Raw genomic sequence first — 22753 nt, 5'->3', positions numbered from 1 at the left:
TTCATGACACTCCTTCCAACAAAAAACCTCTCAACCGATATTGGTTGAGAGGTTACAGTTTGAGTCTAGTCCTAGAGTCCTAGTCTAATGGATTAATTCACCGTGCCTTCTCAGCCTCACGGGACTGAAATTAAAGGTTTCTATTAAGTTGTGATAATCATAGTTGATAACTCGCGGTTTGTCAATTGTTTTCGCGTAATTCCTGCAACGTTTTTTCAAAAATAGCTGGTAATGGCGCTTCAAAACGCATGTTTTCACCGGTTGTTGGGTGCTTAAAGCCTAAAACGGCCGCATGTAAGAATTGCCCTTTACCAGGCAATGTCTTCCGAGGCCCATAAGTTGGATCACCGGCTACTGGGCGGTTAATATAAGCCAGATGGACACGAATTTGATGTGTCCGGCCCGTTTCTAAGCGACACCGAATTAAAGTGTAATCCGTAAAGCGTTCGACAACTTCAAAATGAGTGACCGCTGGCCGACCGTCTGGGACAATTGCTTGTTTCATCCGGTCTAGTTTTGAACGGCCAATTGGCGCGTCGATTGTGCCTTCATCTTCTTCGATATTACCATGCACTAATGCGAGGTATTCACGGAGATTAGACTTCGCTTTTAATTGTTCTGATAATGATTCGTGGGCTTCGTTAGTCTTAGCGACCATTAATAAGCCGGAAGTATCCTTATCAATTCGGTGCACAATCCCGGGGCGGAAAACACCATTGATTTCAGAAAGTGGTGTATGGGCTAATAAAGCATTCACTAAAGTCCCATTAGGATGGCCTGGTGAAGGATGAACAACCATCCCTTGTGGTTTATTGACCACCAAGACTTGGTCATCTTCATAGACAATGTCTAAGGGAATATCTTCGGGTACTAAATCGAGTGAGACAGGATCCGGAATGGTGACGCTAATCTTTTCGTCAGCAACCACTTTATGGTTACCTTTAGAAGTTTGGCCATTGATTTCAACGAGGTCCTTTTTTAACCATTGTTGGATTTGGGAACGCGAATAATCAGGTAGTAATTGGCTTAATACCTTATCAATCCGGCCGGTTTCGGTTGTAATTGTAAATTCTTTTTTTTCAGTCATGAGTCACTTTCTCTTTCAACAAGATGGCAATAAAGACGCAGATGACACCACAAGTGAGGGCGGTATCTGCAACATTAAAGATGGGGAAATTAATAAATTCTAACTGGAACATATCAACCACGTATTTTAAATGTAAACGATCGATGAAATTCCCTAATGCACCGGCTAACATTAACGTTAAACCAATGCGATACAGTTTTTCAGAGCGTTCAGAAGTATAAAATAAATAGCTGATAACACCTACTGCGATGATGGTTACAATATAGAAGAACCATTGCTGACCAGCCAACATACTCCAAGCAGCGCCGTCATTTTGGACGTAAGTAAGGCCGAGAATGTTGGGAATCACAGTATGCAATGCGCCATAGCTAACATTGGCGACAATCCACCCTTTTAAGAGTTGATCACCTACCAAGATTAACAGGCCTAAAATAATATAAAGTAGCATGGTTGCCTCCTATTCATACTGATTAACATTGTCCTTAAAAAGAGCGCGCTTGTCAATCAGTTTTCGTGGTGGGATGCAGGATTATATAATTTAGATACCGGCTTGTTAGAATAAGCCACTAATTTGCCCATCTGCAGTGACATCCATGTTGAGGGCGGCTGGTTTCTTAGGGAGTCCGGGCATCGTTAAGACAGCACCAGTCATTGCGACGATAAAACCGGCCCCGAGCTTTGGAATCAATTCGCGGACGTGGATAGTGAAGTTGCTGGGTGCACCAAGTGCTTTAGGATCATCTGATAATGAATATTGCGTTTTGGCGATGCAGACGGGTAAGTGCGCCCACCCATTTTTTTCAATTTGTTTTAATTGATTGATCGCTTTGCCTTCGAACACAACGTCGCGGCCACCGTAAATTTCGGTCACAACGGTTGTTAACTTAGACTTGATGTCAGCTTGTGGGTCATATAGTGGTTTGAAGGCCTTAGGTTGTTGTAAGGCTTCTAAGACCGCTTTGGCGAGTTCAACCCCGCCTTGACCACCATTAGCCCAAACACTGGTTGGGACCGCAGTGACGTCCATGGCTTGGCAAAGATCTTGTAGTAATTGGACTTCGGCAGCCGTATCGCTTGTAAATTCGTTAACTGATACCACAACGGGGACACCGTAGCGTTGCATATTAGTAATATGTTTGGCTAAATTACTGAAACCCGCTTTTAAAGCGGTTAAGTTTTCAGTGGTTAAATCAGCTAAGGCCATCCCACCGTTGTACTTCAAAGCACGGATAGTTGCGACAATCACGATGGTATCTGGTGTTTTTCCTAATTGCGGTACCTTGATATCAAGGAATTTTTCAGCGCCTAAATCAGCGCCAAAACCAGCTTCAGTAATGGCAATATCGCCTAATTTCAAGGCTGTTTGAGTCGCTAAGATACTGTTACAGCCGTGGGCAATATTAGCAAATGGACCACCATGCACGAGTGCTGGGGTATGTTCTAAGGTTTGAACCATATTCGGTTTGAGCGCATCTTTTAATAACATGGCGATGGCCCCAGTGACTTCTAAGTCGCCAACAGTTACAGGTTCGCGATCATAGTTGTAGCCAATCACGATTTTACTAATCCGGTTTTTAAGGTCGGTAATGTCGGTTGCTAAACAAAGAATCGCCATTAATTCACTGGCAACGGTAATATCAAAGCCATCTTGTCTTGGCATCCCTTGTACTGGCCCACCTAAGCCAATCACGACTTGGCGTAAAGCGCGATCGTTAATATCAAGTGCGCGTTTCCAGATAATCCGTCTAGGATCAATGTTTAAAACATTTCCTTGTTGTAGATGGTTATCAATTAAGGCTGCTAGGGTATTTACAGCGGCCGTTAAGGCGTGCATGTCACCGGTAAAATGCAGATTAATATCAGCCATTGGTACGACTTGGGCATAACCGCCACCAGTTGCGCCCCCCTTCATCCCCATGACAGGGCCTAATGAAGGTTCACGTAAGGCAATCACTGCTGATTGATCAAGTTGGCGTAAGGCGTCCCCTAACCCAACAGTAACGGTCGACTTCCCTTCGCCGGCTGGGGTTGGATTAATCGAAGTGACTAAAACGAGTTTGCCATCTTCTTTTTCTTTTAACCGATTGATAGCTTGAAAGTTAAGTTTTGCTTTGTAAGGCCCATATTGTTCAATATCGGTGGCCTGTAACCCGATTTGTTCGGCAATTGCTGTAATGGGCTTCATTTCTGTAGCTTCATTTGCTTGTGCGATTTGAATATCTGACATAACGACCAGCTCCTTTTGTTTATGATAGTACCTAGTATAGCTGATTTTGTACGGAATTGGCAGATAGTAATCTGATAAATTTTATCTTCGACACGTCTCAACTAAAGTGGTAAGATGTAATTGTGACCCGTTAAGGCCTACAACTTAATTGGCACAATGACAATGGTGTGTTGACACACCACTCTTTAGAGGAGGGATTGTGATGGAACGAGGAATCGTGAAATGGTTTAGCAATGCTAAAGGTTATGGCTTCATCAATTACCGAGATGATGAGGAAATTTTCGTCCACTTTACCGCAATCCAAATTGACGGCTATAAGACATTAGACAAAGATGATCAGGTCTTATTTGAGGTCAAAGAAGGCGCCCGCGGTTTACAAGCGGCCAACGTCCAAAAAATTGAAGCTTAACGACATTTAAAAAGAGGACCCGTGCCAAAACGATTTTGCGTTTTGCACGAGTCCTCTATTTTTTACTGTCCATTTTGAACCGGCCAGTTGTTTGCTTGTAATGTGGTAATTAGTCGTTTTTTGACCTTTGGTGATAGTAATAATTGCTCTGGTTGATAGTCAAGCTCAGTGGTTTTAATTAATAAGCCGTGTTTTTGAACAATTACGGCTGTCGTTTGTGCCAATTGAATTGTTCGGTTATATTTAAATAATGGTCGTTTAAGCGTTATTGTCTGTGCAGAGATGTCGAGACGGTGACCAAATAGATTAATAATGGTTAAAATAACCGCGATGACCCCCACCGTAATTGATTGCCAATTAAGATTAATGAGTTCAAGTTGCAGAATTAAAGCTAGCGTATAAATAAAACCAATCCAAGACCAAATCGTGACGCAATAAGCGTAGTTTGGCTGATAAAATAGGCGTTTGTTAGTTTGCAATAGAAACACTCCTTATGCAGTCCATATTACCATTAACTAGGGGGCTCTGTCAGTGGAAAGGTGGAAACTTTACGAATGATTAAACTTTATACGGATGCGGCCACACTTGGCAATCCCGGTCCTAGTGCCGCGGGAATTTTGATTGTAACCGCTAAACAGCAATATCAATTTAGTGTTTCCTTACCGCCGGTTGATAATCACGTTGCTGAATTTATGGCGGTTCAATTGGGTTTAGAAAAGATTACCACACTCGGTTTAGCCGAATCGCTGCTTCAAATCAATGTTGATAGTAAAATTGTTTGTCAAAGTCTCGAAAAACAATATGCGAAGCATTATCAGCAATATGTCGATCAGATTATTGCTTTGGAACAGGACTATGCCCTGGTCTTGCATCAATGGCTACCTGATCGGCAAAATAAAGGCGCGCACCACCTCGCACAACAAGGCTTAAAAAAATAGTCATTAAAAACATGGTGTTTCGGAATGGGTTTTAGTAGACTGTTTATAAACACACTTAATTAGTTTCTGGAAGGATTGGTTGCATATGGTATTACTAACGGAGATTATTTCCGCGATTATTTTAATTAACGGTCTTTTTGCGGTCATTACCGTCTTACGTCAACCGCGCGATATTGCGGCGACTTGGGCGTGGCTATTAGTTTTAATCTTACTGCCTGTCGTCGGTTTTATTTTGTACCTTTTTACAGGGCGGGGGTTATCCCGGAAAAAGATTTTCCAAAGTCAGTCACAAATCAACGATGGGGTTTTAGCCTTAGTTGATATTCAACGTCAAGAAAACCGACGTAACGAGTTATTACCTAAGAAGGTGTTGTCCAGTGAAGCGACTGAAATGGTCAATCTTTTCTTAAACATCAATAACGCGCCCGTTTTAAAGGATAATCACGTCACATTATATACTGACGGGACTGAGAAGTTTGCTGCCTTATTTGCCGATATTAAAAAAGCAACTAAGAGTATTCATATCGAGTACTACACGATTTACAACGATCAAATCGGTAATGAATTACAAGCACTATTAGTTCAAAAGGCGCAAGAAGGTGTCGCAGTAAACGTCTTATACGATGCTTGGGGCTCACAAGGCGCAACGCAAAAATGGTGGCGGCCGCTTGAAGAAGCCGGTGGCCATGCTCGGACCTTCTTTAGTTCGAAGCATTCAATTACTGATTTCCGTTTGAATTTTAGAGATCACCGTAAAATCGTCGTTTTAGATGGCACAATTGGCTATATTGGTGGCTTTAATGTTGGTGATCAATATCTAGGCCGGAGCGCTAAGTTTGGCAATTGGCGTGATACGCACATGCGCATTACCGGGAATGCCGTTTTGGCGCTCCAAGTACGCTTTTTAATGGATTGGAATGCCAGTGTTGAAGAAGCGATTCGCTTAACCTATTCTGAGAGTCATTTTCCAATCGCCGCCGAAGCTAACCGTGGGACGGCAGCAATGCAAATTGTTTCGAGTGGGCCTGATAAATTAGACGAACAAATTAAGTTGGGTTATTTAAAGATGATTAGTTCGGCTAAGAAAAAATTATGGATTCAAACCCCTTATTTGGTACCCGATGATAGTATTATCGATGCGCTCACCACGGCAGCGATGTCTGGTGTTGATGTCCGGATTATGACGCCCAATATGCCAGATCATCCTTTCATCTACCGGGCCACACAATACTATAGTCAATTATTACATGAAGCTGGTGTTAAGATTTACGCTTATCAAGACGGTTTCTTACATGCTAAAACAGTTGTCATGGATAGTCATATCAGCACCATTGGTTCTGCCAACATGGATATCCGGAGTTTCAAATTGAATTTTGAAGCCAATGCCTTTATCTATGATCCTAAATTAGCGCGCCAGCTTGAGCAAATTTATTTAGAAGATATTAAAAACGCGGTATTATTAACAGATGAGATGATTGCTCAACAATCGACTTGGCTACATTTTAAACAAAAATTTTCGCGCCTCTTATCACCCATTTTATAAATCGTTCGTTAAAAAAATGTCCTCCAATTTTTCAGGGGTGGCTCAGAAATTTTAATATTTTTTGAGAACGTTGCTACAACTGAAACGGTGTCGGTTTCAAATTGTTTGCAATCGAATTGGGGATTGACATTATCCTGGATAATGGTAACTTTAAAACAGGAACACTACACAAGTCGAATTTAGAATTATTCGCAAACAGCCACTAATTATAGTGGCTGTTTTACTTTTAACTACCATATCTGGTATTTAAACATTGCATGATTCTTTTTTAAACGGTATACTGAAATTACTAATTAAGTTCTACAAGGAGTTAATCACAATGGCTAACATTACACTATATACGAAGAACGGCTGCCCCCAATGCCGTATGACAAAGCATTTTTTAGAAACACATAACATCACTTTTAGCGAACATAATATTAACGATGAACCCCAATATATTGATTACTTAAAAGAAAAAGGGTTCCAAGCTGTTCCGGTGCTTGAAGCTGACGGTGTTGAAAGTTTCTCCGGTTTTAGACCAGCCGAATTACAAAAATTGGCCTTTTAAGTTTAAGTGCTGTCCTTAAAATAGGCATCTACGAGTGGGACCAACTCCGTGAAGAGTTGGTCTTCACTTTTTTTACACCCAAAATCGGGCATTTTATTAATTTTTTTAAGAAAGTGGTGCGCTAATGTCTTTAAAAGAGATTAAAACTGAAAACGTAACTTATTATGAATTGAATAACCAAATTAACATTCCGGTTAACGGTCAAATCCCCCTTCAAAAGGATCAAGAAGCACTAGAAGCCTTTTTAGAACAAAATGTGCAACCCAACATGGTGACTTTTAAATCACTACAAGATCGCTTGGATTACATGGTGGCTGAAAACTATTACGAAGCGGATTTTCTAAAGGCCTACTCAATCGACTTTATGGAACGCTTGAATCAATATTTAATCGATCAAGACTTTCATTTTAAATCTTTTATGGCGGCTTATAAGTTTTATGCGCAATACGCCCTTAAAACAAATGATAACGGCTTTTACTTAGAAGACTTTAAAGACCGGGTCTTCACCAACGCACTTTATTTTGCGGATGGTGACGAAGAGCTCGCAATGAGTGTTGCTGATGAAATGATCCACCAACGTTACCAACCAGCGACGCCGACCTTCTTAAATGCCGGTCGTTCACGCCGTGGTGAATTAGTATCATGTTTCTTATTGCAAACAACCGACGATATGAATGCCATTGGCCGGACCATCAACTCGGCCCTCCAATTATCACGAATTGGCGGTGGCGTCGGGATTAGCTTGTCTAACTTGCGTGGTGCTGGTGATCCAATTAAAGGTATCGACGGTGCGGCAAGTGGCGTTTTACCTGTTATGAAATTATTAGAGGATTCATTCTCTTATTCTAACCAATTAGGGCAACGTCAAGGCGCTGGTGTCGTTTATCTGAACGTTTTCCATCCAGACGTTGTGGCTTTCTTGGGCGCTAAAAAAGAGAATGCGGATGAAAAATATCGGTTAAAGACCCTCTCACTCGGCTTAACAGTGCCAGATAAGTACTATGAATTAGTCAAAGAAGACGCTGATATGTATCTCTTTAGTCCATATAGTGTTGAACGTGAGTACGGCCAACCTTTCTCATATATCGATATTACGGCTGAATATGACAACTTAGTGGCTAACGATGCGATTAAGAAAACGAAAATCAAAGCCCGTGATTTAGAAAATGAAATTAGTAAGCTCCAACAAGAATCAGGCTACCCTTATATCGTGAATATCGATACGGCTAATAAAGCCAACCCAATTGACGGTAAAATTATCATGAGTAACCTTTGTTCTGAAGTCTTACAAGTACAAACGCCTTCTCAAATTAACAATCGCCAAGAATATGACGTGTTAGGAACTGATATTAGCTGTAACTTAGGTTCAACTAATATCCCGAACATGATGGCCGCTCCTGATTTCGGGCATTCAATTGAAACGATGGTTCGTTCATTAACTTATGTGACCGATCATTCTGATATCGATGTGGTCCCTTCGGTGGCACATGGTAACCAATTAGCCCACACAATCGGCTTAGGCGGCATGGGCTTGCATACCTACTTCGCTAAGAACCAAATGATGTACGGTTCAGAAGAATCAATCGACTTTACTAGCAATTACTTTATGTTATTGAACTACTGGACATTAGTTGCTTCAAATAAGATTGCGAAAGAACGTGGGATTACTTTTGACAACTTTGAAAACAGTAAGTATGCTGACGGTAGTTACTTTGATCAATACTTGAATACTGAATGGGCCCCTAAGACGGCTAAAGTCAAAGGACTATTCGACGGTGTCTTCATCCCAACCCAAGCAGACTGGGCCGCCTTGAAAGAAGCCGTTATGCAAGACGGGTTATATCATCAAAATAGACTCGCGGTTGCGCCTAATGGCTCAATTTCATATATCAACGATACTTCAGCTAGTCTCCAACCAATCGTCAATCGCGTTGAAGATCGCCAAGAAAAGAAAATTGGGACAATTTACTATCCAGCACCAGGCCTATCAAATGAAACAATGCCTTATTATGAATCAGCTTACGACATTGACATGCGTAAAGTGATCGACATCTATGCGGCCGCACAAAAACACGTTGATCAAGGGATGAGTATGACGCTCTTCATGCGTTCAACGATTCCAGCTGGCTTATATGACTGGAAAGATGGTCGTACCGATAAGATGACGACTCGAGATCTTAACATCCTCAGAAACTACGCACACCACAAAGGTATTAAATCAATCTACTATATCCGCACATACACGGACGACGAAAACGAAGTCGGCGCAAATGCATGTGAAAGCTGTGTTATCTAGAGTGCGTTTCCGACGGGGATATTCTGAGGATTAGCATAGGCCTGTGAATGAGCGCCAAAGGCGATTATTCACAGGGCGTAGCTAACCGGAAGAATATGTCGGAAAAAGCACGTTTCAAAATAAGAGTGCGTTAATTGGTGGTTAGCTTCCGAGCACTAGTTCAGTCAGGCGGATTACCGCCAAAGTCGGTGATTTAACTGATGTGGCTAGGTACAGGAAGCTGCCAATTAAAAGCACGTTCCCCCAGCTGTTCTTCAGCTGGTCTACATACCTTAAAGGAGTTCATAGACGATGACAGAAAATTATCATGCAATTAATTGGAATCAAGTTGAAGATCAAATCGATAAAGCGACTTGGGAAAAACTAACCGAACAATTTTGGTTAGATACACGAATTCCCCTTTCAAATGATTTAGATGACTGGCGGAGTTTACCAGACAATGAAAAATGGATTGTGGGTCACGTTTTCGGGGGCTTAACGCTACTTGATACGCTGCAATCACAAGACGGTATGGCGAGCTTAAAAGCCAATATCAGAACACCGCATGAAGAAGCTGTTTTGAATAACATCCAATTTATGGAATCAGTGCATGCCAAGAGTTATTCATCAATCTTTTCAACGCTAAATACGCCTAATGAAATTGATGAAATTTTTGACTGGACGAATACTAACGAATACCTACAATATAAAGCCAATAAAATTAACAGTATCTATCAAAATGGCTCACCGCTCCAACAAAAGATTGCCAGTGTTTTCTTAGAAACATTCCTCTTCTATTCTGGTTTCTACACCCCTCTTTATTACTTAGGGAACAACAAATTGGCCAACGTTGCTGAAATCATTAAGTTGATCATCCGTGATGAATCTGTTCATGGCACTTACATCGGTTATAAATTCCAACTCGGCTTTAACGAATTAACAAAAGCTGAACAAGAAGAACTACAAAACTGGATGTACGATTTACTCTATGATCTCTATGCCAATGAAGAAAAGTATACCCACGAAGTTTACGATGGCACTGGCTGGACGGAAGAAGTCTTAACTTATCTCCGTTATAACGCCAATAAGGCCCTAATGAACTTAGGACAAGGCGCCCTCTTCCCAGATACTGCTGAAGATGTGAACCCAGTTGTCTTAAACGGAATGTCAACATCAACAGCGAACCATGATTTCTTCTCACAAGTTGGGAATGGTTACCGCTTGGGGAACGTTGAAGCCATGAACGACAGCGATTATGATTTTGATTAATAATAAATCCAACTAAAAAAGCGAGCTTCACTAAGCAATTAGTGAGTCTCGCTTTTTTGATTGTAATTTATTTTTTGAATTGGTTTAAGTAGCGACTAGCCAGTAACTTATGGAATTTAACGCCTAATGTGGGATTAGACGCGTCGATATCAGCATACATCGCTGTTGTGATTTTTGTCAGTAACGGTACGAGTTGATCTAGTTCCGCTTCAGAAAGTGCGTTCACAAACGGTGGCACTTCTTGACTAGCGGATTCGATTTCCTGGCGACCAGCAGCGGTCAGATTTACTAAATTAATCCGCCGATCACTCGGTAACTTGGTCAAAGTGACTAATTCACGTTTAACGAGTTTCGCCACAAATTCACTGGTAGATTGTGGTGACATGCCTAAACGTGTGGCGAGTTCTCGTTGGGATAAGTGATCTTCATCAGCTAGCGCCAATAAGATTTTCCCCTGCCCTTCAACAATCAGATGGGGCCGTGCCTGTTTGACGATATCATCATAGATTTTACTGAGTTGTTCATATTCGGCTAATTTACCAGCGACTATTTCTGCTTTGACGCTATTTGTCATGTGTCATCTTCCCCTTCGTCTTTCATCCAGTATACACCATTCTAAAATTTGAAAATAGCAATCCTTGACATTTTAGTAAGGGGGCCTTACTATATTATTTAATCAGGTCACCTGATTAAATATGAGGAGGCGCTAATATGCGTGAAGAAAATGTCATTGAAGTCAGCAACATTCAAAAAAGGTTCGGTCAAAAGAAAGTCGTTCAAAACGTTTCTTTCACTGTAAAAAAAGGCGAAATATTTGGCCTCTTAGGCCCGAATGGCGCTGGTAAAACAACTCTGTTAAAAATGATGACGACTTTGTTACGTCCTGATGAGGGGCAGATCACGGTGAATGGTTTTAATACGCTAAGCCAAAGTCGCCAAGCACGCCAACAATTTAGTGTGACGAACCAAACGGCAGCGATTGATCAAGATTTAAGTGCACATGAGAATCTCCGTTTATTTGGACGGCTAAATGGGCTTAGCAGCCGCGCCAGTCGGATTCGTGCTGACGAGTTACTGATGGCTTTTGATTTAACGCAATCAGCTAATCAAGCCTTGGCCACTTTTTCCGGGGGCATGCGACGCCGTTTAGACTTGGCAGTCAGTTTAGTGGGGCATCCGAAGATTTTATTTTTGGATGAACCGACTACCGGTTTAGATCCTAGAACAAGAATTCAAATGTGGCAAGCCATTCAATCATTGGTGGCCCAAGGATCAACTGTCTTTTTAACCACCCAATATTTAGAGGAAGCCGACCAATTTGCCGATCACATTGCGCTCATTGATCACGGTCAACTTATCGCCAGTGGTACACCTAATGAATTAAAGCAAAAATTAGGTGGCTTACAACTGGCTTTAGCCGTCACGGAGTTAGCACAATTACCCCAAGCACGCGCGATTGTCCAGGACGTTTTAAAGCAGCCAATTAGCGTTAGTGAACAAACATTAATCAGTCCACTTGGTGGCGACGCTCTGCCAGCGGTGACCGCAATATTAAATCAATTACAAATTGCTAAAATTACAATTAGTCATTTAAAACTTGAAACACCTTCGTTAGATGATGTTTTCCTAAAAATGACGGTTGGTAAAAACTAAGGAGCTCCGATAATGAATACAAATATAATAAAGCGTCATACTTTACGTGATATTCTCACTTTAACCCACCGTAACTTATTAAAAACGCGCCACAATCCCGATAACGTCAGTGATGTGCTCATTCAACCAATTATCTTTACCCTATTGTTTGGCTATCTATTCGGCGGGGTTATCGCCGGTAGTGTCCGCGCCTACTTACCGATGCTGGTTTCTGGTATTTTAGTTCAAAGCATCTTAAATGCGGCTTCTGGGTCTGGCCAACAATTACGGGAAGATATTAATAATGGCATCTTCGACCGCTTTAAAACATTACCGATTTCTCCAATAGCACCCCTAGCTGGCCAATTAGTAGGTGATATTTTGCGATTAGTGCTTTCTGGCGGAATGGCAATTCTCACCGCGGTAATAATGGGTTGGCGCCCCACCGTCAATCTGGGGGCACTGGCCGGAGCATTACTACTGGCGGTCTTTATCGGCTGGTCAACTTCTTGGATTTTTGCCTTAGTGGGTTTAATAGTCAAAAATGCCGAACTGATTAGTAGTTTATCGATGATGATTATCCTCATATTGACATTCTTATCGAACGCCTTTATTCCCATCAAAACGCTGCCCCACTTTTTACAACCAATCGTCAGAGTTAATCCGGTCAGCACAACAATTACCGCGATTCGGACAATCTTAAATACTGGCAGTTGGAACAATACAGCAACAATGGTCCTCATCAGTGGTGCGCTGATTATCGCATTATTTATGCCATTGACGCTGCTGGCTTATCAACACCGCCAATAAAATTTTCGTACTAAAATAGCACGTTATACCAGTAAGTTAGTATAGCGTGCTATTTCTATCTATTTGTATGATGGGTTAAAATCGAATAAGTTGCAAAACTCAAAGCGACTCCTATTAGGAGTGAGAATAACAGTATCATATTTAAGTTAAAATATAAACTTTCAATTAGTGCCAAGATACCGCTCCCAACGAAAATGACGAGAAAAATCAGATTTGATTTGATGTTTTTCATGAGCTTGCCTCCTATAAATTAAATATTATTATCAAACGTTAGTATTAAACTATTGGCGTCTCGCAAGTCAGTATAATGAATCGTTCATTGAATTTGATAAATTTTGTAGCGATTATAGGACGGGTCGTTTAAATTGGCCGTGGCAACGATGTCATACAATGTGTAGTCGCGTGGGATTCCCACTGTGACTGCCCCATAACCAAAATGCTTATGTGGTTTAAAGTGATTATCAGCAATGAAAATGAAGCCGTCTTCGTCTAGCTTCTGATAAGCAGAATGTGCTAGTGTTTGCGTAGTGGTTTGACTCAAAAACGTTTTGAGCTTATCTTTCGTATTCAGTTGTTCATTCGGTTGATGCGCAATCACGAAGAACGTCTTGTGTCGATAATACAACCAATAGGTCTGGACCGTTTTTTTGGTGTAGGTCTGTTGGTTTTGTCGGCTAATACTTTCTGCTTGTGAATTGTGCTGCGAACTTGTTGTTTTTTGGGGAGATTGCTGGCAAGCCGTTAGCCCTAGTAATGCAATCGCTAATATGATTGGCAACAATAAGTATCTCATTTTCATGTGAGTCAATCCTTCATAGATTAGTTTATCCCTTTGATTATAACAGTTAACGCTTTTTTAAACAGTTACAAATTTTAAAATTTATCGAAAAACGATAAAAATTAATTGTTTATCGATATTAAAATGGTATAATCAAGCTATTAATTTAGTCAATGAGGTGTTTGATATGTTGAAAAAATGGCTTTTACGTTTAGCACTTTTAGGAATCGGCGCAGTCTTCTTCCTTTTTAGTTTTTTAGTGACCGTCCAGATTGTGACGGCGTCTAAATTAGACTATCCTTTTGAAATTATCACGTTGGCCCTGGCTGCTTATAGCGTGACGATTTGCGTGTTGGTTGCCTTATATGCGCTGCATCGCATTCTCAATACGATTGAACAACACCAAGTGTTTGCGCCACAAACATTGCGCTACGTATCATCAATTAGAAAGGCGGTCTTAATCGCAAGTTTTGCTAGTTTATTATCACTGCCCTTTTTCTATCGGATTACGCAACTAGAAGATGCGCCGGGCTTGTTGTTACTCGGGATTGCCCTCATCTTCATTCCGTTTGCTTTGACCATTTTGATGCAGATCGTTGAAGATCTATTTAAGAGTGCTATCGCGCTTCAGACGGAAAACGACCTCACAGTCTAAGGAGGATTTAAAATGCCAATTCGGGTTAATTTAGACGTCATTCTGGCCCAACGAAAGATGAGTGTCACTGAACTTTCACAAAAAGTTGAAATCACGATTGCCAACCTTTCAAATTTAAAGACGGAAAAGGCAAAAGCGATTCGTTTTTCCACACTAGAGCGTCTTTGCCAAGTGCTTGATTGTCAGCCAGGCGACCTATTAGAATATGTAGATGATTAAGAAAACCCGGATAATGGTCATTTATCCGGGTTTTTTAGTAACTTTCTTTTTGTTAGTCCCTTTTTTTAAATCTGTAGTATAATGAAAAAGTAGTGAAAATGAAAGGGGTTTTATGCTGATGTATTACGTTGTTATGAAGTCAAATGATATCCGCCGTAATCTGGCCACCGAACAATATTTAATGAACCAAAAGAACTTTGATGAACCATTATTGCTCTTCTATATTGAAAAACCATGTATTATTGTGGGTCGGAATCAAAATACGTATGAAGAAATTAATCAAAAATACGTTGAAGATCATCACATTACGGTGACCCGTCGCTTATCTGGCGGTGGTGGTATTTATCAAGATCTCGGCAATCTTTGCTTTAGCTTTGTTGTCGATGCTGATTCAGAACAATTTGGGGATTTCAAATCCTTTACGCAACCAATCGTCGATGCACTTCACGAAATGGGCGCCACATCAGCTGAAGTCTCTGGCCGTAATGATATGTTAGTCGCTGGTAAGAAATTCTCTGGGAATGCGATGTATACCAAAAACGGCAAAACGTTCTCGCACGGTACGCTTTCATGGGACGTCGATTTAGATGTCCTCACACAAGCGTTAAACGTCCCTGCTGATAAGATTGCTTCTAAAGGCATCAAGTCCATTCGCCAGCGGGTAACCAACTTAAAAGACCATGTGAACCCTGAATATCAAAATATGTCGACCGAAGAATTTAGAGATGTCTTACTCTTGAACCTGTTTAATGCCAAAAGCTTACCAGAAATTGCCGATCGTGAATATCAATTAACGGCGGTAGATGAACAAGCCATCGACAAGATTTTCAATGATCTCTATAGTAACTGGGACTGGGTTTATGGCAAGTCACCTAAATCAACAATTCAAAAGCGGAAACACTTTGATTTTGGGACGATTGATGCCCGCTTATTGATCGAAAATGGGAAGATTGCCAACGTTAAATTCTACGGCGATTTCTTCGGTTCAGGTGATGCTAATGATTTAGCAGAAAAATTAGTCGGCACGATTTATGACCGTGAACACTTAGCAAGCACCCTCGAACCAATTGACACAACACCTTACTTTACAGGCATTCCTAAAACCGAATTAGTAGAATTATTAGCGCAATAGACGCTGAGAAGCATTCGTCAATGGCCGGATGCTTCTTTATTCGTCCAGCAAAAAAGTCGGTCAATAATCATTGACCGACTTTTTTAATTAAGCTGAACGACGCCATTTAAGTGCGATTTTTTTGGTTTGCATGAAGTATTGACAGACCCACGCGACTAACAATGGGAAAACAAAACTGGTGAAGATCGTTAGCCAGAAATACGGACTCATCACTACCACTTTAGCAGCTGTCATAATGTTGGCGTTATTGAGGTTGAGCGCTGTGAGCTTAATCCAAGTTGGTAAGATTGAATTAATAACGGGATGAACATAATGTTCAAAAAGAATATCCAGTACTACCCATAAGGTAATCACAATCCACCAAATCTTACGTTCGAATAAAGTGATAAAACTGCTAATTTCAATGCCACTAGCAATCAAAATCCAAGTACCAATAATCAGGATGAACATGAGATACGGATCAAATAGATTCGTATCGTCTTTGATATGTGATTGGAAAATGGCAGCTGTTGCGGGATAAAAAAGCATAAAGGTCACAAGTTGACTACCTAATAGACTTACCAGATGCGTTGCATAATTCGTTTTTCTGGAAATCCCATTTAGAATCCCAAACTCAAAATAGGGACGGGTCATTGTAAATGAAAGGATGATGAGGCAAAGTTGAGTGACGATTAAACCGGTCATTGCTAAACTAGCGCCTAGTAATCCGATACTAAATGCTTGTGTGCTTAAAATTAATTCACTGGCAGTTGTTACAACAGCGCCAATCGCTAACGCAATTAGCAACGTTTTCCAAATAGCCGTTAATCGATAGCGTAACATTGCTTTAAACATGCTGTTCACGCCCCTTTTCAGTTAATTTGATGAAGATTGTTTGCAAATCGATATGTTTGATTGATACTCGATCGGGAATCACCCGGTCTGCGGGTAACTCAGTGTAGAGATAGTTGGTGTAGAGTGTCCCAATTTGTTCGCTCGCTAAAATTGGCAATTCCTGGCAATAGGCCAAGACATCTTCTTTAGGGCCACTAATTTGGTAGCTGTGGTCGAGGACTGTTTCTAAATCATCATCAATAATGATCCGAGATTGGTCGAGGATTAACACGTGTTCGATTAGATTAGCAATCTCTTCGATAATATGAGTTGATAAGACAAATGTCCGTGGTCGATTTTCATAAGCTTCCAAAATATAGCGATATAATAAAACGCGGTGATTAGCATCTAATCCGAGGATTGGTTCATCTAGAAAAACGTAATCCGCGGGCACACATAACGCAACAATTGTTTTGAAAATTGTCCGATACCCGGTTGAAAGTTGATTGAGTTTCTGTTTGGGATTGAGTTCAAAATCAGCTAACATTTTATCAGCTAGTGTTTGATCGAAGTCTCCTTGTAATAGGGCGGTATCTTTCATAATCTTTTTAAGCCGATTTTCCTTATTGAATAAATTTTGTTCAGACATAAGGTAAATGGCTTGTACAGGATGATCTCGCCCGGTTAAAGGTGTTTTATCCCAATTGATTGTGCCACTTGAAGCAGAAATTTGATTCGCTAGAATACTCAATAGGGTACTCTTGCCAGCACCGTTTCGACCCAGTAAGCCGTAGATCGTGTTTGGTTTTAAAGTTAAATTGATATCGTCTAATACAATGTGGTTACCGAATTGTTTGATCAGATGTTCCGTTGTTAATTCAGTCATTTTGATAGCCCCTTTCAATCAGTGCAATTAAGTCGTCCTTCGATAATTTTAGTTGTTGTGCTTCGGTAATAAACGCTGCGACGTAGTGATCAAAAAATTCATCTTGTCGCTGTTGATTAATTTGTTTTTGTGCTGTTGTCGTGACAAACATACCGCGCCCTCTTTTCTTTTCAATTAACCCTTTTTCGACAAGCTGATTCATGCCCTTTAAAACAGTGGCCGGATTAATATTAAATTGTCGTGAAATCTCGGTTGTTGAAGGTACCTGACTTTCTGGTGGAAAAACGCCTGTAAAAATGCCTGCTTCAATTTGATCGGCAATCTGTCGATAGATAGGCGTTTCGTTATTAAATTCAAAAAACAAAGGATCACCTACTTCCGTTAGTTGATTGGTTAGTTACTCATGTAGTTAACTATAACACTAACCTCGAAAAACGCAAGTCACCACATTAAACATTTGATTTTAAGGATATATTTAGCTATTATGTACTTATAATCAAATGTTTTTAGGGAGGTTCATGATGCAAGCTGCTTATTGTTTTATCGATTTAGTTGGTAGTCGGACAAATTTTACCGATCAGACTCAGATTTTAATCTTATTACAGCATCTGCAGGAAAAACTGAATGACCGTTTTCCGGATTTACTCACCCCTTTTATGGTAAAAGATGGTGATGGGCTATTAGGTGGTTTTCAAGCCGCAGACCAATCGCAATTGGCAGATCTATTTGTATTTTGTAATGCCTATTTACGAAGTGTGGCGTTTAGACAATTCTGGCAACCGCTTTTTGGGTCAACAGACCTGCCGGAATTTTATTTTGGCGTTGGCTTAGGAAATTTAGTCACAGTCGAAAAGACAGATTATCAAGACGTTAACCGTGTAAATGGTTCGGCAATTGTTAATGCCTTGACGGCCGTTGACCAGGCGAAACGCTTAATGAAAGGGGCAACTTTACCCCTCGGCTATCCGTTTTCGACCTCTCTTTTTAAATGGCAATTAGTTACTGACCAGGCTGCAGAAACCGCCAATGGGGTCAGTGCCCTTCTGTATCTAATTTATGAACGGCTATTAAATACGAAACTGCGAAAAGAGGCGTTTGCCCTACTTTATGCGCAACCGAACTTGAAGCGCTATCAGCTAGCTCAAATTTTATGGGAAGCATACGGTAATCTGACTTACCAAGTGGATTATACGCAACAAAAAGAGCGGGCCGTCGCCTCTAGTAAGATCAGTCGACTACTCAATCAGATGGATTATCCCCTCATTGAACAGACATTAACATCGGTTCGAGCGCAATTAATGAGCTTAGCGGAGGTGAATCTATGACATTATTTGCGATTTTGCTATTGGCCCATTTCTGGACGGATTTTTTAATCCAATCCGATCGAATGGCCAGTTACAAGCGCTCAACGAAATTGGCCGTTAAATGGTACCCATTATTGGGACATGCGTTGACGCAAGTGCCAATGGTGGTTGGTATCTGGTTAATCGGCACGCTACTGCGTGTCGCAAACTGGCCTTCGCTTAAAATGTTCGGGATTAGCTTAATCATCGTCGTGCTAACGCATTGGCTAATCGACGTCACTAAGCAGAATTGCCAGCCCATTTTGAAACGTGCTTTACGCTTAAAGCCCAATCAAGTCCCTCTAATCAGTTACGTTTTGGATCAGGTTTTGCATTTAGTTGTGATTGTCATTGTTAGTCAATTTTGGGGGACAAATTGGCAATCAACCACGATTAGTCGGTGGTTGTTAGCCGCAAGTGTGATAATTGCGACATTATATTTTGCTGATTATTTCATCAGCCTATTTTTAAAAAGTTTAGATTTAAATGTGGAACGACTACCAGACCGGGCACAATTAGGTCGGCATATCGGTCGTCTAGAACGTTTGGCGATCCTGTTACTATGCTATACCAATAACGTTGCGAGTATCGCAGTTGTCGTCGCAATCAAAGCCCTGACGCGGTTTCGCGCCATTGAAGCCAATGAACATCACTTTGCAGAATACTATTTAATCGGTAGTTTATTAAGTCTTATCTTTGGTTGCTTAGGTGGTTATTTACTTAAACTCATTTAAAAACACATAAAAAAGCCGTTCGGATAATAATACCCGAACGGCTTTTTTGAGCTATATTAGCGTGTTAGTCGTTGATGTCGATTAACGAAATAGTAAGTAAGACCATATACGAGAATCATAATTGGCCGGTAATCATTGAAAAATGGCATTTTTATCCAGAAGCTAAGTAGTAATAAAATGACAAAAATTAAACTAATTAACCGAAAAATCATGAGACCATTCCTTTCAAATAACTAATCGCTAATCACTAATAACGATTTGATGGCTTGGCGTTGATCCATTGCTTCATAAGCGGCTTGAATATCATCTAAGGTAAAGCGTTGTGTAAAGACCTTACCAGGATTGATTTCACCCTTTAAAACAGCGTCGAGTAACCGTGTCTTATCATGGGTTGTGACGGCCGCAATCCCACCACGGAGGCCGATGTTCTTCCGGAATAAGACATTGGTATTCATTTCTGCCTTTTGTGGAATCCCAACGCGCCCAATAACAGCACCCGCACCAGCCACGGCTACAGCAGTTGCAACGGATTGTTCCGTCCCAACGCATTCTAAGACGGCGTTAGCCCCAGCGTTGTCAGTTAGTGCCATCACTTTTGCAACGGCTTCGTCACCACGTTCAGCAACAATATCGGTTGCACCGAATGCTAGTGCTAATTTTTGCCGGTCTTCATGCCGACTCATGGCGATAATCCGTTTTGCCCCTAATAATTTAGCACCGATCACACCGCATAAGCCAACCGCACCATCTCCCATGACGACCACTGTGTCACCAGGTTTAACTTCAGCAGAAACAGCAGCGTGATAGCCGGTTGCCATGACGTCTGAAAGGGTTAAAAGATTGTTTAACATCTCGTCTGAATAATCAGCTGGTTGGCCAGGAATTTTAACCAAGCCCCAATTAGCATTATGGTAACGAAGGTACTCAGCTTGATATCCACTAGGATTAGAGTCTTTAGTCGTACAGTCTCCGTCGAAGCCAGCTAAACAAGCAGCACAATGTCCGCAACCATGGGTAAATGGCACAATCACAAAATCCCCGGCTTTAATATCGGTAACTGCTTCACCAACGGATTCCACAACCCCAATTGCTTCATGTCCAACTAGTGATCCCGATTCGCGTTTTGAAAGGCCACGATACCACCATAAATCAGAACCACAAACGCAAGCCCGGATAATCCGAATAACGGCATCTGTCTCCTTTTCGATGGTTGGTTTTGGTACCGCGGTAATCACCATTTTTCCTGGTTCAATAAAAGTTGCTGCTTTCATAAAAACATCTCCCAAATTTTTTTGAACGTGTTTCTTCCTATTATATAGCGAAATTTCTAAATACAATTACAGCTTATATAATTGATACCTCTACTATACACCTTGAAGCCCACTTTAAGGCAAGCCTTTTTTAAAGGCCGATTGCTAATTGTTGTTTCTTGCTTAAAACTTCATCTTGCGTAATCCCGATATAGTGTAAAGTTGTTTCTTGTGTTGAATGGCCAAAATCAATCATCAATGACCGCACATCGCCAAATTGTTTATAGAACCAATACCCATAAGTTTTGCGCATTGTATGTGTACCGATATCGTTCCGGCCGAGTTTTTTGCCGGCCTCGGTCAACATACGATAAACACCATTGACTGTAATGTGACTATCACCGACGCGACTTTTGAATAACCAGTCGTTACCAGTCAGTTCATTATTTTGAATATATAAACTAATGTAAGGTCGCAAACTGGTTAAACTAATTTGGCGCCACTTACCTGTTTTTTGTTCGACGATGACCGGGTTGTCTTCGATCACGTCTTTCACTTTTAATTGGACAATATCAGAACAACGTAAACCGGTATTGATGCCTAATAAAAAAAGTAAATAATTCCGACTACCCATTTGGGAGTGTCGTAAGATCACTTTCATGTCCTCAATCTCGTCTTTGGTCCTTAAAGGCTGTACGTTTAATTTTTTGCCTTTTTTAGTTCGTGATTTTCGCATTAAAATTCCGTCCTTTTGACCGCATTCTTTTTACTTATATCATTATAAACCATGCGGTCGTATTTTGCACCCCTAACTATCGTTGATTTAAAGGGATTCCGACCGCATTCTTTCTACCAAAAGCGTGCGCTCATACCACTGAATACTAGAAGTGGTCCCAAGACCGGTCTAATCACGTTTAGAACACATCAATCGCGAGAGGCGCATTTTAAGCGCATTTCAGATTGATTAACGGATAAGTGGTCGTTAAAACGTCTTAAATTACGGATTTCAAAAAAGGCGTTTTACTTGTCAAAAATGAGTTATTATTGTGTGATAAATTTATGGTCTAAGTGCAACCCTAATTTTTAACCCTAAGAATTTAAATCAAAAAAATAAGACTTAACACCTGATCAGTGTTAAGCCTTATTTTTTAGTAACCTGCTGATAAATCAACTTGGTTAACAACGAGTTGCCCGTCCGTTAAGAAGACCGGTAAATTCTGTTCGAAGATTCTAAAGAGTCGTTCATGAATATCTGGAATGTAACCTGAGATATGTGGCGTGATCACTAAGTTGGTTGTGGTCCAAAGTGGTGACGTTGCTGGTAACGGCTCAGTTTGCGCAACGTCAATTGCGGCCCCCGCTAGATGGCCGTTGTTCAACTGTGCCATGAGCGCTGTCTCATCAATTGAAGCGCCCCGTCCTAGGTTGAAGAAGTAATGTCCTTCACCCATTGTGTTGAAGAACGTTACATCAAAGAAATTTTTGGTTGCCGGCGTTAACGGCATTACGTTCACGACGAAATCTGCATCAGCCAATTTCGTTTGATAATCTTGATCCGTTAAAATTTCGTCAAACGCATCGCGCTTTTCACCATGCCGATTAATTCCAATGGTTCTCAACCCCAACGCCTTAGCGTAAACAGCAATTTGATGCCCAATTTGGCCAGTGCCAAAAATCATGACCGTTCGGTGTTCAAGCGTTTCAGTTGCGCGGCCAATTTCATGGTGACGCCATTCTTTATTAGCTTGAGAACGCAAGCTTTGGCGAATACCGCGAGTAAAATATAAAATATAACTCATCACGGTTTGTGCAATTGGAACAGCGTGCATACCCTTGGCGTTTGAAACGATAATGCCTTGTTCGCTCAATGTTGCTAATGGTAAATAGTCAACACCAGAACTAGCGGCTTGAATCCATTTCAAGCGGTGGTTAGGAGTAGCCAAGATTTTAGGCCCGACCATTTTATTCCACCCAAACATGATATCAATGGTTGCGAATTGTTCGGGTTGTACGTCAGCCAAATTGATAATGGTTAACCCTTGTTGCTGTAAATCTTCTACGTGTTGTTCAGGAATTGGTTCTGCTGCTAATATGACTGTCAAGTCGATCCCTCACCTTATTATTGAAGTAATCTTAATTATAATGGATTTTGGACAAATAAAAAAGCATTTACCCTAAGATAATGGGAAAATGCTTTAAATTT

The 22753-nt window shown here is 40.9% G+C and carries 25 protein-coding genes; 13 read left to right on the top strand and 12 right to left on the bottom strand.

Features of this window, described 5'->3' with window-relative positions:
* Positions 1–181: 181 nt before the first annotated feature.
* The 3 genes from C0213_05510 to C0213_05500 all read right to left on the bottom strand — a co-directional run bounded on the left by C0213_05510 (position 182) and on the right by C0213_05500 (position 3314).
* Positions 182–1087: an RluA family pseudouridine synthase gene (locus tag C0213_05510; protein AUX11890.1), complete on the bottom strand. Its 906-nt coding sequence runs from the start codon at positions 1085–1087 to the stop codon at positions 182–184.
* Positions 1080–1535, bottom strand: coding sequence for a signal peptidase II (locus C0213_05505; protein AUX11889.1), 456 nt, complete (start codon positions 1533–1535; stop codon positions 1080–1082). Before C0213_05505 ends, C0213_05510 begins: the two co-directional genes overlap by 8 nt.
* A gap of 105 nt (positions 1536–1640) precedes the next feature.
* Complete coding sequence (locus tag C0213_05500; protein AUX11888.1) at positions 1641–3314, bottom strand: formate--tetrahydrofolate ligase; 1674 nt, start codon at positions 3312–3314, stop codon at positions 1641–1643.
* A 202-nt stretch (positions 3315–3516) separates the two neighbouring features.
* Between C0213_05500 and C0213_05495 the strand changes: the two genes are divergently transcribed.
* Positions 3517–3723, top strand: coding sequence for a cold shock domain-containing protein (locus C0213_05495; protein AUX11887.1), 207 nt, complete (start codon positions 3517–3519; stop codon positions 3721–3723).
* Between the two features lie 62 nt (positions 3724–3785).
* On the opposite strand, the gene C0213_05490 is transcribed toward C0213_05495, so the two are convergent.
* Complete coding sequence (locus tag C0213_05490; GenBank protein AUX11886.1) at positions 3786–4202, bottom strand: hypothetical protein; 417 nt, start codon at positions 4200–4202, stop codon at positions 3786–3788.
* Between the two features lie 75 nt (positions 4203–4277).
* On the opposite strand from C0213_05490, the gene C0213_05485 reads away from it, so the two are divergent.
* From C0213_05485 to C0213_05465, 5 genes are all read left to right on the top strand, one after another.
* Positions 4278–4661 (top strand): ribonuclease HI, encoded by a 384-nt coding sequence (locus C0213_05485; protein AUX11885.1) that lies wholly within the window; start codon positions 4278–4280, stop codon positions 4659–4661.
* Between the two features lie 85 nt (positions 4662–4746).
* Positions 4747–6204, top strand: a complete 1458-nt coding sequence (gene cls, locus C0213_05480; GenBank protein AUX11884.1) for a cardiolipin synthase — start codon at positions 4747–4749, stop codon at positions 6202–6204.
* 319 nt (positions 6205–6523) lie between these two features.
* Complete coding sequence (locus C0213_05475; protein ID AUX11883.1) at positions 6524–6754, top strand: glutaredoxin-like protein NrdH; 231 nt, start codon at positions 6524–6526, stop codon at positions 6752–6754.
* Positions 6755–6878: 124 nt separating this feature from the next.
* Positions 6879–9050 carry a ribonucleotide-diphosphate reductase subunit alpha gene (locus C0213_05470; GenBank protein ID AUX11882.1) on the top strand — a complete coding sequence of 724 codons (2172 nt, stop codon included), beginning with the start codon at positions 6879–6881 and terminating at the stop codon, positions 9048–9050.
* 291 nt (positions 9051–9341) lie between these two features.
* On the top strand, positions 9342–10298 hold the full coding sequence (locus C0213_05465) for a ribonucleotide-diphosphate reductase subunit beta (protein AUX11881.1): 957 nt from the start codon (positions 9342–9344) through the stop codon (positions 10296–10298).
* A 67-nt stretch (positions 10299–10365) separates the two neighbouring features.
* On the opposite strand, the gene C0213_05460 is transcribed toward C0213_05465, so the two are convergent.
* A complete protein-coding gene (locus tag C0213_05460) occupies positions 10366–10872 on the bottom strand; it encodes a MarR family transcriptional regulator (protein ID AUX11880.1) in 507 nt (168 codons plus the stop codon).
* Between the two features lie 137 nt (positions 10873–11009).
* Between C0213_05460 and C0213_05455 the strand changes: the two genes are divergently transcribed.
* Both C0213_05455 and C0213_05450 read left to right on the top strand, forming a co-directional pair.
* The gene (locus C0213_05455; protein AUX11879.1) at positions 11010–11951 is read left to right on the top strand and encodes an ABC transporter ATP-binding protein; all 942 of its coding nucleotides are present in this window, start codon (positions 11010–11012) and stop codon (positions 11949–11951) included.
* A 12-nt stretch (positions 11952–11963) separates the two neighbouring features.
* On the top strand, positions 11964–12740 hold the full coding sequence (locus C0213_05450) for a GntR family transcriptional regulator (GenBank protein ID AUX11878.1): 777 nt from the start codon (positions 11964–11966) through the stop codon (positions 12738–12740).
* Positions 12741–13056: 316 nt separating this feature from the next.
* On the opposite strand, the gene C0213_05445 is transcribed toward C0213_05450, so the two are convergent.
* Positions 13057–13539 carry a hypothetical protein gene (locus C0213_05445; protein ID AUX11877.1) on the bottom strand — a complete coding sequence of 161 codons (483 nt, stop codon included), beginning with the start codon at positions 13537–13539 and terminating at the stop codon, positions 13057–13059.
* A 166-nt stretch (positions 13540–13705) separates the two neighbouring features.
* Here C0213_05445 and C0213_05440 point away from each other — a divergent pair, with 166 nt between their 5' ends.
* The 3 genes from C0213_05440 (at position 13706) to C0213_05430 (ending at position 15524) form a co-directional block, all read left to right on the top strand.
* Positions 13706–14173, top strand: a complete 468-nt coding sequence (locus C0213_05440; protein AUX11876.1) for a DUF2975 domain-containing protein — start codon at positions 13706–13708, stop codon at positions 14171–14173.
* Positions 14174–14185: 12 nt separating this feature from the next.
* Positions 14186–14392: a transcriptional regulator gene (locus tag C0213_05435; GenBank protein ID AUX11875.1), complete on the top strand. Its 207-nt coding sequence runs from the start codon at positions 14186–14188 to the stop codon at positions 14390–14392.
* A 118-nt stretch (positions 14393–14510) separates the two neighbouring features.
* Positions 14511–15524 (top strand): lipoate--protein ligase, encoded by a 1014-nt coding sequence (locus C0213_05430; GenBank protein ID AUX11874.1) that lies wholly within the window; start codon positions 14511–14513, stop codon positions 15522–15524.
* A gap of 87 nt (positions 15525–15611) precedes the next feature.
* Here the strand turns inward: C0213_05430 and C0213_05425 are convergent, their stop codons facing one another.
* From C0213_05425 to C0213_05415, 3 genes are read right to left on the bottom strand one after another with little or no spacing between them, the layout of a single operon-like run.
* Positions 15612–16358 carry a hypothetical protein gene (locus C0213_05425; protein AUX11873.1) on the bottom strand — a complete coding sequence of 249 codons (747 nt, stop codon included), beginning with the start codon at positions 16356–16358 and terminating at the stop codon, positions 15612–15614.
* Complete coding sequence (locus C0213_05420; protein AUX11872.1) at positions 16351–17223, bottom strand: ABC transporter ATP-binding protein; 873 nt, start codon at positions 17221–17223, stop codon at positions 16351–16353. The genes C0213_05425 and C0213_05420 overlap by 8 nt, the downstream gene beginning before the upstream one ends.
* Positions 17216–17587 (bottom strand): GntR family transcriptional regulator, encoded by a 372-nt coding sequence (locus tag C0213_05415; protein ID AUX11871.1) that lies wholly within the window; start codon positions 17585–17587, stop codon positions 17216–17218. The genes C0213_05420 and C0213_05415 overlap by 8 nt, the downstream gene beginning before the upstream one ends.
* 157 nt (positions 17588–17744) lie before the next feature.
* On the opposite strand from C0213_05415, the gene C0213_05410 reads away from it, so the two are divergent.
* Both C0213_05410 and C0213_05405 read left to right on the top strand, forming a co-directional pair.
* Positions 17745–18548, top strand: a complete 804-nt coding sequence (locus C0213_05410; GenBank protein AUX11870.1) for a hypothetical protein — start codon at positions 17745–17747, stop codon at positions 18546–18548.
* Positions 18545–19300, top strand: a complete 756-nt coding sequence (locus C0213_05405; protein ID AUX11869.1) for a DUF3307 domain-containing protein — start codon at positions 18545–18547, stop codon at positions 19298–19300. Before C0213_05410 ends, C0213_05405 begins: the two co-directional genes overlap by 4 nt.
* 233 nt (positions 19301–19533) lie before the next feature.
* On the opposite strand, the gene C0213_05400 is transcribed toward C0213_05405, so the two are convergent.
* From C0213_05400 to C0213_05390, 3 genes are all read right to left on the bottom strand, one after another.
* Positions 19534–20571, bottom strand: a complete 1038-nt coding sequence (locus C0213_05400; protein AUX11868.1) for a Zn-dependent alcohol dehydrogenase — start codon at positions 20569–20571, stop codon at positions 19534–19536.
* A gap of 130 nt (positions 20572–20701) precedes the next feature.
* Positions 20702–21286 (bottom strand): recombinase, encoded by a 585-nt coding sequence (locus C0213_05395; GenBank protein ID AUX11867.1) that lies wholly within the window; start codon positions 21284–21286, stop codon positions 20702–20704.
* A 412-nt stretch (positions 21287–21698) separates the two neighbouring features.
* Positions 21699–22658: a 3-phosphoglycerate dehydrogenase gene (locus C0213_05390; GenBank protein ID AUX11866.1), complete on the bottom strand. Its 960-nt coding sequence runs from the start codon at positions 22656–22658 to the stop codon at positions 21699–21701.
* Between the last annotated feature and the right edge of the window lie 95 nt (positions 22659–22753).

This window comes from Latilactobacillus sakei, assembly GCA_002953655.1.
Taxonomy (GTDB): domain Bacteria; phylum Bacillota; class Bacilli; order Lactobacillales; family Lactobacillaceae; genus Latilactobacillus; species Latilactobacillus sakei_A.
The sequence above is the reverse complement of the archived record's forward strand: the minus strand, read 5'-3'. Positions and strand labels throughout refer to the sequence as shown.

Coding starts and splice junctions, on each gene's coding strand:
- C0213_05510 (AUX11890.1), bottom strand. CDS start 1,087: ATGACTGAAAAAAAAGAATTTACAATTACAACCGAAACCGGCCGGATT.
- C0213_05505 (AUX11889.1), bottom strand. CDS start 1,535: ATGCTACTTTATATTATTTTAGGCCTGTTAATCTTGGTAGGTGATCAA.
- C0213_05500 (AUX11888.1), bottom strand. CDS start 3,314: ATGTCAGATATTCAAATCGCACAAGCAAATGAAGCTACAGAAATGAAG.
- C0213_05495 (AUX11887.1), top strand. CDS start 3,517: ATGGAACGAGGAATCGTGAAATGGTTTAGCAATGCTAAAGGTTATGGC.
- C0213_05485 (AUX11885.1), top strand. CDS start 4,278: ATGATTAAACTTTATACGGATGCGGCCACACTTGGCAATCCCGGTCCT.
- cls (AUX11884.1), top strand. CDS start 4,747: ATGGTATTACTAACGGAGATTATTTCCGCGATTATTTTAATTAACGGT.
- C0213_05475 (AUX11883.1), top strand. CDS start 6,524: ATGGCTAACATTACACTATATACGAAGAACGGCTGCCCCCAATGCCGT.
- C0213_05470 (AUX11882.1), top strand. CDS start 6,879: ATGTCTTTAAAAGAGATTAAAACTGAAAACGTAACTTATTATGAATTG.
- C0213_05465 (AUX11881.1), top strand. CDS start 9,342: ATGACAGAAAATTATCATGCAATTAATTGGAATCAAGTTGAAGATCAA.
- C0213_05460 (AUX11880.1), bottom strand. CDS start 10,872: ATGACAAATAGCGTCAAAGCAGAAATAGTCGCTGGTAAATTAGCCGAA.
- C0213_05455 (AUX11879.1), top strand. CDS start 11,010: ATGCGTGAAGAAAATGTCATTGAAGTCAGCAACATTCAAAAAAGGTTC.
- C0213_05450 (AUX11878.1), top strand. CDS start 11,964: ATGAATACAAATATAATAAAGCGTCATACTTTACGTGATATTCTCACT.
- C0213_05445 (AUX11877.1), bottom strand. CDS start 13,539: ATGAAAATGAGATACTTATTGTTGCCAATCATATTAGCGATTGCATTA.
- C0213_05440 (AUX11876.1), top strand. CDS start 13,706: ATGTTGAAAAAATGGCTTTTACGTTTAGCACTTTTAGGAATCGGCGCA.
- C0213_05435 (AUX11875.1), top strand. CDS start 14,186: ATGCCAATTCGGGTTAATTTAGACGTCATTCTGGCCCAACGAAAGATG.
- C0213_05430 (AUX11874.1), top strand. CDS start 14,511: ATGTATTACGTTGTTATGAAGTCAAATGATATCCGCCGTAATCTGGCC.
- C0213_05425 (AUX11873.1), bottom strand. CDS start 16,358: ATGTTTAAAGCAATGTTACGCTATCGATTAACGGCTATTTGGAAAACG.
- C0213_05420 (AUX11872.1), bottom strand. CDS start 17,223: ATGACTGAATTAACAACGGAACATCTGATCAAACAATTCGGTAACCAC.
- C0213_05410 (AUX11870.1), top strand. CDS start 17,745: ATGCAAGCTGCTTATTGTTTTATCGATTTAGTTGGTAGTCGGACAAAT.
- C0213_05405 (AUX11869.1), top strand. CDS start 18,545: ATGACATTATTTGCGATTTTGCTATTGGCCCATTTCTGGACGGATTTT.
- C0213_05400 (AUX11868.1), bottom strand. CDS start 20,571: ATGAAAGCAGCAACTTTTATTGAACCAGGAAAAATGGTGATTACCGCG.
- C0213_05395 (AUX11867.1), bottom strand. CDS start 21,286: ATGCGAAAATCACGAACTAAAAAAGGCAAAAAATTAAACGTACAGCCT.